We start from the raw sequence: 12919 nt of genomic DNA, 5'->3' as shown, positions 1-12919 counted from the left end.
TTTATAAATAAGGATAAAGCCTGTTTTTATAGAATAAAACAATATATTCAAAACTTGTTTTATCCATCAGGCTTTAATTATATATAAAATATTAATCGTCTAATCTTCAGATGCCTTAAATCCATTAAACTTATTCATTGCATCTTGTATACCGCTTGATACTATAGTTTCTATAGCACCAATGCTTGGTTCAAAAGTTTTTTCTAGTAATACTCTATCATCATTTGAAAATTTACCTAATACATGCTCTATAAGATCATACTTAGGTGCTCCTACTCCAACTTTTATTCTTGGAAATACTTCTGTGGTTAAATTAGCAATTATGCTTTTTATTCCATTATGTCCACCAGCACTTCCTTTAGCCCTAATTCTTAAAGTTCCAACATCTAAGCTTATATCATCATATATTACTATAACATTTTCATTTGGTATTTTATAAAAGTTGCAAAATTCTCTTACACTATCACCACTTAAATTCATGTAAGTTTGTGGTTTTAATAGTATAACCTTTTCTCCTTTTATTGATGTTTCACCATACATACCTTTAAATTTTGTCCTATTAATAGAAATATTATACTTATCTGCAAATAAATCTATAACATCAAATCCGACATTATGTCTTGTTTTATCATATTTTTCTCCTGGGTTACCTAATCCTACTACTAAATACATTTCATCCTCCATCGTATATTAAATATTCTAAATATAAATTCTATTCAAAAACAAATATAATTATTTATAATTTATATCCATTTTTCAATAATTTATTATGAATTCTCGTTTACAATTTTAAACTCAAATCTGTAATGTATATTAAATAACGTTATGCAAGGTTGAAACCTCGCCTACAATGGTTGGGACTTTAATTTTATTTGCTTTGTAGCTGAGGTTTTGACCTTGGCGGATTATATCCTTGCTAAGTTTTATTACTTCTATTCTTAAGATATACCAATCAACAAGAGGTACAGAGACATATTTAGGGCTATTTATTTTCTCATAATTTATTTCCCTTTTAAAAAAGATATTTATCTAAACTAGTAAAGTCAGTCCCTAAAAAATTTAAAATTAAGCTCAAATATTAAAATTTTAAAATGTGTCTTGCAAGAATGAATTCTCGTTTACAACTTTAAATTCAAATTTGTAATATATATCAAATTACGTTATGCAAGGTTGAAACCTCGCCTACAATGGTTGGAAATCAATTTAATTATCCTCGTAGCTGAGGTTTTAACCTTGGCGGTCTTTGATTTGGATATAACGACTAAAAAACAATACCTCATAATACCGTTTAGCAAGAATGAATTCTCTCCTACAATTTTAAATTCATTTTTAATCTTTCATTTCTATAAGTTTTAAAGATATATTTGAAATTGTGTATTTTTCTGCAAGTTTAAGGAACGGTTTGTTGCCGTTCCTTAATTAATTATAAATATATTAATATCAATCTTATATTAAATATAACAAAATTACAATTATTTTTTAACATACACTTTAAATTTTCATATGAATCTTTGTCTCAATTAAAACCATTTCATTTAAAGTTTAATGTTATTTTATAAAATTAATTAGTCATTCTATAATAACCTAACCTTACATTTACAAATTCATATTTTCCTTTTTTAAGGATTTTGCATTCTACTAATTCTCCATCTTTTAAGCCTTTTAAACATCTATTTAAATCTTCAATTTCTTTCACTTGTATATTGTTCACTTCAACTATAATATCTGTTGGTCTTAATCCAGCTTCATATGCATTACTTTCCTTTAATACATCTTTAATATATATTCCTGTTATTCCTTCACTTGAACTCTTTGGTATAGCCTTTTCGCCAACTATTCCTAGTCCTAATTTCAATGAACTTCCTTTTTGCATCAATGCATCAATCACAGCTTTTGACTCTTTTAAAGATATTGCTAAACTTTCGTCTTTTAAGTGTTGTGAATAATTTAGTGCATTATTATTTATTCCTATAAATTCTCCCCTTAAATTACAAAGTGGTGTTCCTGTATCTCCAGGCAAAATTTTAACTGTATTTTTTATTGTTGTATATCCTATGGGCTGTCCACTTTGTCTATCTACTATTGAAACCCTTTGTTCCTTATTCTCTATTTTCCCATGTGAATAGTTCTCTTTAAATGAGTTAGCAATAGGATTTCCTATTGCTAACACTTCATCTCCATTATTAACCTCATAACTATCATTTATCGCCATTGCTTTCAAATTCGTTGCTTCTATCTTTATAACCGCTAAATCAAGCATTGCATCTACACCTATAACTTCAGCATAATACACTTTATTATCATTTAATTTAACCTTTATTTGGTCAGCATTATTTATAACATGTCGATTGGTTACTATATAACCATCACCACTTATAATTGTTCCTGCACCGCTGTTAAATTCTTCATGACTTTGAGTATTAATCTTACTTATAGATACAACTGATTCTTCTAAAATATTAGCAAGTTCCTTAATAGCCAATTCCTTTTCTTCTGATGTAACATTTTTTTGCTCTAATTTAATATTTTTCTCATTAATATTCTCAAATTTATAATCAACTATAAACTTAGCTGCTATTGCTCCTGAAAGGGAAGCTATAATAACATAAATAATACAGCGTTTTACTTTATCATAAAACTCTTTCTTTTTATCCTTCGCCTTTTGAAATCTAATATCATCACCAATATTAGTAGACGACTTGTCTTCCCAGCTCTTGTCATTATTCATATAGCTCCTCCTTCCCTCTCATCATCACTAAATTGTAAAGTCTCTCCCTAAAACCAACAATCTAACTTTTTCTATAACGTATCTATTAATTTACTTCACTAAAATTTTCACTATAAAATTCAAATACTGATATTTCATTATTGTTTAAGCTAATGTTAACGTAAATACAAACATTACACCATCTTCAGTGTTTTCAACCCAAACTTCTTCGTCTAACATAGTTATGATTTTCTTTACTATTGATAATCCTAGCCCAGAACTAACTCTGTTTGTTCTAGATTTATCTCCTCTATAAAATCGTTCCCATATGTTTTTAAGTTCATCATCTGATATATGCTTACCTTTATTTTCTATAGATATATAAGCTTTTCCCGCTTTTGTTTTGCAAGATATAATAATTAATGCCCCTTCATCAGAATGCTTTATAGCATTATCTAATAAGTTTATTATCACTTGGAATATTCTATCCTGATCTCCATAAACTAATAGTTCATCAGATTCAAAAAATACATCAACTTTTATTTTTTTCTCTTTTATTTTACCTTCATTCTTTAAAATGCTAAGCCTAATTATGTCATTAATGTCTATCTTCCTTAATGCTAACGTTATACGTCCTTCTTCAATTGCTGACATGTCTAAAAGATCATTAACAAGTCTTGTAAGTCTTTGCGTCTCTTCATAAGCTATTGTTAAATAATGTTCTTCCTTTTCTTTTGGTACAACACCATCTAATATCCCTCTAATAAATCCATTTATAGATGTTATTGGAGACCTTATATCATGAGATACATTGCAAATAAATTCACGTCTATTTTTCTCTACCTTTTCTAATGAATTAGCCATGGAATTAAATGCTTCTGCAAAGTTTCCTATTTCATCATTGCTTTTTATTTCAACTCTCTTTTCAACATCTCCATTTGCTATTTTCCTTGCTACTGTACTCATATTTTGCAATGGTTTTATAACTATTTTATCTACAAAAATGTAGATTATTCCAATAGATAAAATCATTACAATAGCCGTAGATAACCATATAATTCTATATATATTTATAAGTGATTCCTTTAATTGATTTGTCTTAACACCAACTATAATAGTTGCTACAACCACATTTTCATCACTTACAATGTCTTGCACTAAAGAATAATCTCCTGTAGGTATTAATTCATTTTTTTTAGTTACCTTTTCAAGAACGTTTTTCTTATTTTGGCCCAAGACATTCTCGTCATTTTTATCAAACACTTGCTTTCCTGTAATATTTTTTTCTTTGTCCTCTATGGATACAAATACATAGCCATTAGCATCCACTAAAAATATACTTTCTTCAAAGTGTTTACCAATAAATTTAATTCTACTTTCTAATTCGCCTGACTCTAAGTTTCCTTGCATATAACTTAAAGTTAATTCTTTTATTGCGCTTGCATGATTTAAAACCTGATCTTGTTTTTCTTCTATATAATGATTATTAAACCAAAGTGACAAAACTGTTGCTATTAGTGACAAACTAAAAAATATAATTACTGTGTATATAAGCACCATTTTTGAGAATAGGTTTTGTCTTGCCATTACTTCACCTCAAACTTATATCCTACACCCCAAACTGTTTCAATTTGCCAATTTGATCCGCCTTCAATCTTTTCTCTAAGTCTTTTAATATGAACATCTACAGTTCTTGAATCTCCTGGATAATCATATCCCCAAACTTCACATAATAACTGTTCTCTTGTAAATACTCTATTTTTATTACTAGCTAAATAATATAATAATTCAAATTCTTTAGGTGGCATTTTAACTTCTTGATTTTTATAAACTACACTATAAGAATTTGCATCTACTATTAAACTATCATATGTTATTGTTTCTTTATTTTCTGATTCCATTGTATATCTTCTTAAAACAGCTTTTACCCTTGCAATTAATTCCTTAGGCTCGAACGGTTTAACGATATAATCATCAGCTCCTAATTCTAGCCCTAAAACTTTATCAAAAGTTTCACCTTTTGCAGTAACCATTATAACTGGTATTTCGCTGTCTTTTCTTATCCATTTTAATACATCCATTCCATCAAGGTATGGTAACATTACGTCTAATATAACTAAATCCGGCTTAAAACTTAAAAAACACTCCTGTGCTTCTTTTCCATCGTGAGCAGTTTTTATGTTATACCCTGCACTTTCTAAGTACATTTTTATAACTTCGCAAATATTTTTGTCATCATCAACTACTAATACCTTAGCTATTGAACCTTCCATAACATAAGCCCTCCTAATTATTTTTATATATTTATATATTTACAATGTTTTTAATACATCATATAATACTTGTCCTTATAATTATCATACTATTATTAATATTAATTATAAATTACAATTCATTATATTAATAGACTTGTCTACATAATCTCTTCCAGGAAAATATTACCTCATGTTTAACATTGTTATATTTATATATTTAATCATACTTCCATTATAATAGGTATGAGGTATAATTATAAGTTTTGTTACAAAACATTCACATTTTTTTGTAAATCTATGATATTACTATTACATTTTCATGAAAATTCATAAAAATAAGCATATAAATAAAGTGGTACTAAAAAAATAGTACCACTTTATTGTTTTATATTAATCAAATAATTTACTTACAGAAATATCTTGGTAAATTCTCTTTACAGCTTCAGCAAATATTGGTGCAACTGATAAAGTTTTTATTTTTTCTATTTGTTTTTCTTCTGCTAAATGAATTGTATCTAATACAACTAATTTTTTAATTGCAGCTTTTTCTATTCTCTCTATTGCAGGTCCTGATAAAACGCCATGTGAACAGCATGCATAAACTTCTTTAGCACCTCTTTCAACTAAAGCATTTGCTCCATTACAAATAGTTCCTGCTGTATCTATCATATCATCGATAAGTATAACTCTTTTATCTTTTACATCACCTATTATGTTCATGATTTCACACACATTTGCTTTTGGTCTTCTTTTATCAATTATAGCTATTGGTGCATTTAATCTATCTGCAAAGTTTCTTGCACGAGTTACACTTCCAAGGTCTGGTGAAACTACTACAACATCATCTGCATCTTTAAAACCATTTTCTATAAAGTGTTTAGCAAGGATTGGAGCTCCTGTTAGATTATCAACTGGAATGTCGAAGTAACCTTGTATTTGAGCTGCATGTAAATCCATTGTTAATACTCTATCAGCTCCTGCTGCAGTTATTAAATCTGCAACTAATTTAGCTGTTATTGGATCTCTTGCCTTAGCTTTTCTGTCTTGTCTTGCATAACCATAGTAAGGAATAACCGCTGTTATTCTTCCTGCTGATGCTCTTTTTAATGCATCAATCATTATTAAAAGTTCCATTAAGTTATCATTTACTGGTGAGTTAGTTGGTTGAACAACAAACACATCAAGTCCTCTAACTGTCTCAGCTATATTAACTGATATTTCTCCATCACTAAAGTGTCCTACCTTAGAGTCTCCAACTTTTAATCCTAAGATATTTGCTATATCTTCTGCTAATTTTGGATAAGAATTTCCTGTAAAAATCTTAATGTTTTTACCATGTGATATCATACGTAGTCCTCCCATTTTTATTACTTATTTTTTTTTACCCAATTTTCTTTATTTACTTGTCTAGCTCTTGCAATAGCTAGAGAATTTTTTGGCACTTTCTCTGTGATTGTTGAACCTGCAGCTATATATGTATCATCTTCAACTTCTACTGGAGAAACTAAATTAGTGTTACATCCTATAAATGCATTATTTCCAATAATAGTTTTGTTTTTATGAACTCCATCATAGTTAACCACTACAGTTCCACAACCAAAATTACATTTTTCTCCTACTTCTGCATCCCCTATGTATGTTAAGTGAGATATCTTTGTTCCATCTCCAATTGTAGATTTTTTGATTTCAACAAAATCTCCAATTTTTACTTTGTTTCCTATAACACTTTGTGGACGTATGTAAGCAAATGGTCCTACTGTTGTATTTTTTCCTATACTACTTTCTATTATAACTGAACTTTGAATTGTTACATCTTCTTCTATTTTACTATCGTTTATTCTACAACCTGGATATATTATACAGTTATCTTTTATAACTGTTTTTCCTTCTATAAAATTGTTTGGATATATTATTGTATCTTTTCCTATTTGAACATCACAATTTATATATACGTTATCTGGATCTATTAGGATTACTCCATTCTCCATATGTTTTTCATTAATTCTTTTTCTCATTATTCTTTCAGCTATGGCAAGCTCACCCTTAGAGTTTACTGCTGTAATTTCTTCTACTGGCACATCAACTGCACCAATTTTCTTTTCTTTACCCTTTAGAATTTCTATAACATCTGTTAAATAATATTCGCCTTGGTTATTGTTATTATTTAAATTTGATAATGCAGATAATAATTCTTCAATATCAAAACAGTACATTCCTGAATTAATTTCTTTTACTTTTGCTTCTGTTTCATTACAATCTTTAAATTCAACTATTTTTTCTACTTCATTATTTGAATTTCTTATTATTCTTCCATATTTAGCTGGATTATCCATAATAGAAGTTAATATAGTTGCACTGAAACTTCCTTCATTATGATAATTTAAAAGTTTATTAACTGTTTCTTCAGTAATTAAAGGTCCATCTCCAACAAAAATTGCAACTGTTCCTTTTTTTCCTTTTAGGAATTCTTCTGCACACATAACAGCATGACCTGTACCTAATTGTTTATCTTGAACTGAATAAACAACATTTCTATCTTTTGTTCCTTCTTTTACTTTTTCTGCGCCTTTTCCTATAACTACATCTATATCTTCAACTTCACATTTTTTTAAAGTATCTATAACATGATTTATCATTTCTTTTCCGCATACTTTATGTAGAGTTTTAGGCGTTTCGGATTTCATTCTTTTTCCTTCTCCTGCCGCCAATACGATAGCACATTTATACACTTAATACACCTCTTTAAACTATATCTTAATTTTATACAAATTAATCCTTTAATTTGCATTATATATTCTAATACAATCAACATTTTTTATAATAATATTTAATTTTTACTAAATATTATTATTCATACCTTTATTAATTATATTTTATATAATTTATTTTTGCAAATAAAAGTGAATATTTTTTTAGTTTTTTTTCAAAAAGTACACCTTTTAATAATTTTATTCGCACTTTTATATGGTTTTTTTTAAATAATAAAACGCATAAAATACACTTTTTAACATTATTTATGTGTTCTATTGTTATAAATATGTTGTACAATTATTTTTTTGCAAAAAAATAAAAAGGAACAACGTCCTTTTTATTTTTACAAATAAATTTATTTTTCTTCTGAATCAACAACAGTTTCTTCATTTCTAACTTTTTCATACTCACCTAATATAGCTGATTGTATTTTTTCTCTTGTTTCTGTGTTGATTGGATGTGCTATGTCTTTAAATTCTCCATCTGGAGTTTTTCTACTAGGCATAGCTATAAAATATCCATTTTGGCCTTCTATAACTTTAATATCATGTATAACAAATTCATTATCTAATGTTATAGACACTATGGCCTTCATTTTTCCTTCTGTAGCAATTTTTCTAACTCTAACATCTGTAATTTGCATATGAACTCCACCTCCAAGCTGTGCTATAGTGTATTATTCTCCATATTTTTTAAATATCCTCTTTATTTTTTTGCAATTTTTTATTTTCTAACTATTTTAACAATTTATTAAAATTTTTCTTATAAATTTTCCTATAAATAAGAAAAGAAGCATTATAAAATGCCTCTTTCTATTATAAATTCCTATTGCCTATATTTTATCTATGTACTTTTCTGATGGCTTCACAATAGCTGTTCCGTCTTCACTTATTCCATTATACTCTATAAGTGATACATAATTTTTTATTATTTTCTCTTTTGCATCAAAGTTGTTGTCAACAAGAACACCACAACCTACAAGTTCACTATCAAACTCTTGTAGAAGCTCATCTATTCCCTTTGCAGTTCCGCCACCTCTCATAAAGTCATCAATAAATAGGCATTTACTATTTTTCTTCATTGCTTTTCTTGATAAAGACATAGTTTGGATTCTCTTATTAGTTCCTGATAAATAATTAACATTAACACTTGCACCTTCTGTTACTCTAGTTCTATTTCTAACAGTAACTAACTGGACTCCTAAATTTTTAGCTACTTCGTATGCTAGTGGTATTCCCTTAGTTTCTATTGTAACTATATAATCAACTTCTATATCTCTAAACATAGCAGCTAGTATTTTTCCTGCTTTTGATATAATGTCTGGATTAAACATTAAGTCTGTAACATATAAAAAATCTCCAAGCATTATTCTATCTTTTTCTCTAAAAACATCACAAAGTTCTTGTATAAATAAATTTTTTTCATATTTAGACATATCTATAGTAAACTTTATTCCACCAGCTGCTCCTGAAACTGTTTCAACTTTTCCCATATAAAGTTTTTCTAAAGTTTCTCTAACAATAACTACATCTTCACTTACTGTAGATTTTGCTGCATTAAATATTTCTGTAAATGTATTTAAATTAACTACTCTGTTTGGTGACTCTGTTAAAATTTTTGTTATTCCAACAACCCTTTGATTTCTACTAAACTTCTCAGATGATTTTTCCATACTCTAATTTACCTTTCTCAACTTATAATCTTTTAGATCTCTTTTATATCATAATTTATATATCAACTTTTTTATCTATTCCTTAAACAAAACTTCTATTATTTCTTTTACTTTATCATTACATATATAATAGTTTACTTCAAGTCCATCTCTATTTCCTTTTATTATACCTGCTGCCCTTAACTTTTGCAGATGTTGAGACACTGTTGACTGTGGAAGCTCTAAGCAATTTTGCATACAAGTTACATTTCGTTCACCCTTTTCAAGTAAACTTCTTACTATACATAACCTTGCTGGATGTGCTATAGCTTTTAAAATTTCTGCATACTCTATATATAATTCATTATTATTCCCCATAAAACAAACAACCTTTCTAAATTTCTCTATAGGATTTAAATCTTAAACTTAATAAATATTATCTTCCTTAATTAATAATATTAATTTTGAATTTATATCATTCATAGGATTCCAAGCTGGAATTTTAAACAATAGATTTATCAAATGATGTTACTTATATTACAGTTTATTTCTATTTTAAAATTCATTGTCCAGTGTCAATTTTAAAAATGTAGGTGAATTAACACATTTTATTTTCCTTTACGGACTTAAAAACTATAACCCCTTTGTAGCTGAGGTTTTAACCTTGGCGGATTATATCCTTGCTAAGTTTTATTGTTTCTATTCTTAAGATATACCAATCAACAAGAGGGACAGACATATTTAGTGCTAGTTACCTTCGCATAATTTATTTCCTTTTTAAAGAAGCTATTTATCTAAACAAGTAAAGTCAGTCCCTAAAAAATTTAAAATTAAATAGTTAATATTACTCATTTCATTCCTAATACTTAAAATAGAAATACCTAAAAACTACGTTTTTATATTGTTTTCAACATAATTTGCTCTGCAAATTATTATAAAATTTGATTTAAAAAAACTGAGACGTCAGTTTTATCCTTCATTGTTAATTGTTAATTGTTAATTTTTTATAGCACTTTCTCAACTGAAACATGAATAACTTAAAGTTTCAACTTGGACTCCTATATTATTATATACATTATTCATATATTATGATTTATAAATATATTATAAATAATAATATGCAAATTTAAAACACATTTTATACAATAACTATTATTTCACTTTTTTCCCAATGCTAAACCTAATTATGCTAAAACTTCAAACTTGTATCTAATTATTAATTTTTGTATAATCCTCCAATTAAAACATGAATAACTATATGTTTTTGAGAAATACTATTATAAGATTTTAAGTTACTTATATTTTTTTACTACAACTTGATTATAAAGAGGTGTTATAATGAAAAAACTTTTTACAGAAGAAGATTTAAAACATGCTTTTGATTTAGGAAAGCAACAAGCTATCCTAGATTCAAAATCAAACCAAAATAATGCAAGACAAAATGAATTTTCATCTGAGATTTCCTCCAAGAATGAAAATAAAGATTCCCAAGATTTATTTTAAATACACCTTAGCACATATTAGAAAAAGTGGATTTTAAAATCCACTTTTCTCTTTTACATTTATTTTCCTTTTGTAGCTAAATATAGGGTTCCAAGTTGAAACTTTAAATAATAGCTTTATCAAATGATACTACTATTCTTACAGTTTATTCCATTATGGTATTGGGAACCAATTAACAATTAGCAATTAACAATGATGGTTAATATTATTCACTTCGTTCCTAATATTTTTGAATAGAAGTCCATAAAAACTAAGTTTTTATATAGTCCTTAAATAATTTGTTCTACAAAGTATTTTAAAAATCCATTTTTTAAAAACTGAGCTTTCAGTTTTATCCTTCATTGTTAATTGTTCATCATTAATTGTTAATTTTATATAACACTTTAAATTGCTCTTTCTCAACTGAAACATGAATAACTTAAAGTTTAGACTTGCTTCCCTATACTAATGGTGATGCTTATAATCTTATAGCTATTTAATTTTGCCACAATTTCATCATAATTATAAATTTAGATTTTTCTTTCCTATATAATTTGGAATATAAGGAACTTTAAGTAGTATGACTCTTCATCATCAGTCCACAAAATTGGGTGGTCTGGTGCTTGAGTTTTAAATTCAACCTGTCTTAAAAGTCTTCCTGCATCTTTAGCTGCTTCATATATAGCTTCTTTAAAAGATTTTTCATCCATAAAGTGTGAACATGATGCGGTTACTAAATATCCACCTTGTTTAACAAGTTTTATTCCTCTAAAGTTTATTTTCTTGTATCCTTTTTTAGCATTTTTTATAGTTTCTCTAGCTTTTGTAAATGCTGGTGGATCTAATATTACAACATCAAACTCTCTATTTTCATAATTAAATTCTTTTAAAATTTCAAATGCATCATGACATTCAAATTTTACTATATCCTCTAGATTATTAAGCTCTGCATTTTTTCTACAGAAATCAACTGCGTGCTGTGAAATATCTATTCCTAAAACACTTTTCGCTCCTGAAATTCCTGCATTTAATGCAAATGAACCTGTATGTGTGAATACATCTAAAACTTCTGCATCCTTACATATTTTATGTATTGCTTTTCTATTCTCTTTTTGGTCTAAGAAGAATCCTGTTTTTTGACCATTTTCTACGTCTACATTATATTTAACACCATTTTCTTCTATTGTTATCATAGTATCAAATGGTTCAGTTAAAAATCCCTTTGTAAGCTCCATGCCTTCTTTTAATCTTACATTTGCGTCACTTCTTTCATAAACGCCTCTAGCACCATACTCTTCTTTAAGTATATCTACAATGATTCCTTTGTACTTATCAATTCCTAGTGCTAATGATTGAATAACATATATATCTTCAAATTTATCTATTACCATGCCTGGTAGAAAGTCTGCCTCTCCAAATACAAATCTACAAGAAGATGTATCTATAACTTTCTTTCTATATTCCCAAGCTGCTTTTAATTTTCTTCTAAAAAACTCTTTATCTATCTCTTCATTTATATCTCTAGTCATAATTCTTATAGTAATTAAAGATACATCATTTATATATCCTTTTCCTATAAATTTTTCATCTGATGTATAAACTTCAACTATATCACCATTAGTGTATTCTCCATCATATCCAGCTATTTCATTTGAATAAACCCATGGGTGTCCACTAAGTGTTCTCTTACCTCTACCCTTATCTAAATAAAATTTACAAGCCATTCTAAACCCTCCTAAATGTTAAACTTCTTAATATTTATATTAAACTCTTCTAACTCAGTTTTACTTTAATTTAATACGCTTTTGTAGTATATCACACAATGATATTTTTAGAAATGCATACAACCCTTAAACTGTATTATTTATAACTTTGCCACAAAATTCTTTTGACATACACACTCACTATAATTTAAACTATAAGCTGAATATTTTTTTAAAACAAATACATATAGGGTTCCAAACCAATATTTTAATTTATATACTTAATTAGCAAGAATGAAAATGAATTATCAGCTTTTTAATATTTAAAGTAATAGTACTATTTCCTGTTTAAAATATGGTTAGTAGAAAT

The 12919-nt window shown here is 27.4% G+C and carries 11 protein-coding genes; 1 reads left to right on the top strand and 10 read right to left on the bottom strand.

The features are described 5' to 3' along the window. Positions 1–99: 99 nt before the first annotated feature. The 9 genes from pth to AC07E4_RS03540 all read right to left on the bottom strand — a co-directional run bounded on the left by pth (position 100) and on the right by AC07E4_RS03540 (position 9742). On the bottom strand, positions 100–672 hold the full coding sequence (gene pth, locus AC07E4_RS03580; protein WP_040330870.1) for an aminoacyl-tRNA hydrolase: 573 nt from the start codon (positions 670–672) through the stop codon (positions 100–102). Between the two features lie 889 nt (positions 673–1561). After that, positions 1562–2728 (bottom strand): S1C family serine protease, encoded by a 1167-nt coding sequence (locus AC07E4_RS03575; protein ID WP_040330871.1) that lies wholly within the window; start codon positions 2726–2728, stop codon positions 1562–1564. A 144-nt stretch (positions 2729–2872) separates the two neighbouring features. Next, a complete protein-coding gene (locus AC07E4_RS03570) occupies positions 2873–4294 on the bottom strand; it encodes a sensor histidine kinase (protein ID WP_040330872.1) in 1422 nt (473 codons plus the stop codon). Continuing rightward, positions 4294–4980, bottom strand: coding sequence for a response regulator transcription factor (locus AC07E4_RS03565; protein ID WP_040330874.1), 687 nt, complete (start codon positions 4978–4980; stop codon positions 4294–4296). The genes AC07E4_RS03570 and AC07E4_RS03565 overlap by 1 nt, the downstream gene beginning before the upstream one ends. A 372-nt stretch (positions 4981–5352) precedes the next feature. Then, on the bottom strand, positions 5353–6309 hold the full coding sequence (locus tag AC07E4_RS03560; RefSeq protein WP_478215750.1) for a ribose-phosphate diphosphokinase: 957 nt from the start codon (positions 6307–6309) through the stop codon (positions 5353–5355). A 20-nt stretch (positions 6310–6329) separates the two neighbouring features. Continuing rightward, complete coding sequence (gene glmU, locus AC07E4_RS03555; RefSeq protein WP_478215749.1) at positions 6330–7691, bottom strand: bifunctional UDP-N-acetylglucosamine diphosphorylase/glucosamine-1-phosphate N-acetyltransferase GlmU; 1362 nt, start codon at positions 7689–7691, stop codon at positions 6330–6332. A 377-nt stretch (positions 7692–8068) separates the two neighbouring features. After that, entirely contained in the window at positions 8069–8356 is a 288-nt protein-coding gene (spoVG, locus tag AC07E4_RS03550; protein WP_040330878.1) for a septation regulator SpoVG, read from the bottom strand. Positions 8357–8545: 189 nt separating this feature from the next. After that, positions 8546–9385 carry a pur operon repressor gene (gene purR, locus AC07E4_RS03545; protein ID WP_040330879.1) on the bottom strand — a complete coding sequence of 280 codons (840 nt, stop codon included), beginning with the start codon at positions 9383–9385 and terminating at the stop codon, positions 8546–8548. A gap of 75 nt (positions 9386–9460) precedes the next feature. Further along, positions 9461–9742, bottom strand: coding sequence for an ArsR/SmtB family transcription factor (locus tag AC07E4_RS03540; protein ID WP_040330881.1), 282 nt, complete (start codon positions 9740–9742; stop codon positions 9461–9463). 960 nt (positions 9743–10702) lie between these two features. Between AC07E4_RS03540 and AC07E4_RS03535 the strand changes: the two genes are divergently transcribed. Further along, the gene (locus AC07E4_RS03535; RefSeq protein WP_158644521.1) at positions 10703–10867 is read left to right on the top strand and encodes a hypothetical protein; all 165 of its coding nucleotides are present in this window, start codon (positions 10703–10705) and stop codon (positions 10865–10867) included. 524 nt (positions 10868–11391) lie between these two features. On the opposite strand, the gene AC07E4_RS03530 is transcribed toward AC07E4_RS03535, so the two are convergent. After that, the gene (locus tag AC07E4_RS03530; protein ID WP_478215748.1) at positions 11392–12570 is read right to left on the bottom strand and encodes a class I SAM-dependent rRNA methyltransferase; all 1179 of its coding nucleotides are present in this window, start codon (positions 12568–12570) and stop codon (positions 11392–11394) included. Positions 12571–12919: the final 349 nt, after the last annotated feature.

Source organism: Clostridium amazonense (genome assembly GCF_056431285.1).
The sequence above is the reverse complement of the archived record's forward strand: the minus strand, read 5'-3'. Positions and strand labels throughout refer to the sequence as shown.

Excerpts from the sequence above, each read along its gene's own strand:
- pth (WP_040330870.1), bottom strand. The coding sequence starts at position 672 with ATGTATTTAGTAGTAGGATTAGGTAACCCAGGAGAAAAATATGATAAA.
- AC07E4_RS03575 (WP_040330871.1), bottom strand. The coding sequence starts at position 2,728 with ATGAATAATGACAAGAGCTGGGAAGACAAGTCGTCTACTAATATTGGT.
- AC07E4_RS03570 (WP_040330872.1), bottom strand. The coding sequence starts at position 4,294 with ATGGCAAGACAAAACCTATTCTCAAAAATGGTGCTTATATACACAGTA.
- AC07E4_RS03565 (WP_040330874.1), bottom strand. The coding sequence starts at position 4,980 with ATGGAAGGTTCAATAGCTAAGGTATTAGTAGTTGATGATGACAAAAAT.
- AC07E4_RS03560 (WP_478215750.1), bottom strand. The coding sequence starts at position 6,309 with ATGATATCACATGGTAAAAACATTAAGATTTTTACAGGAAATTCTTAT.
- spoVG (WP_040330878.1), bottom strand. The coding sequence starts at position 8,356 with ATGCAAATTACAGATGTTAGAGTTAGAAAAATTGCTACAGAAGGAAAA.
- purR (WP_040330879.1), bottom strand. The coding sequence starts at position 9,385 with ATGGAAAAATCATCTGAGAAGTTTAGTAGAAATCAAAGGGTTGTTGGA.
- AC07E4_RS03540 (WP_040330881.1), bottom strand. The coding sequence starts at position 9,742 with ATGGGGAATAATAATGAATTATATATAGAGTATGCAGAAATTTTAAAA.
- AC07E4_RS03535 (WP_158644521.1), top strand. The coding sequence starts at position 10,703 with ATGAAAAAACTTTTTACAGAAGAAGATTTAAAACATGCTTTTGATTTA.
- AC07E4_RS03530 (WP_478215748.1), bottom strand. The coding sequence starts at position 12,570 with ATGGCTTGTAAATTTTATTTAGATAAGGGTAGAGGTAAGAGAACACTT.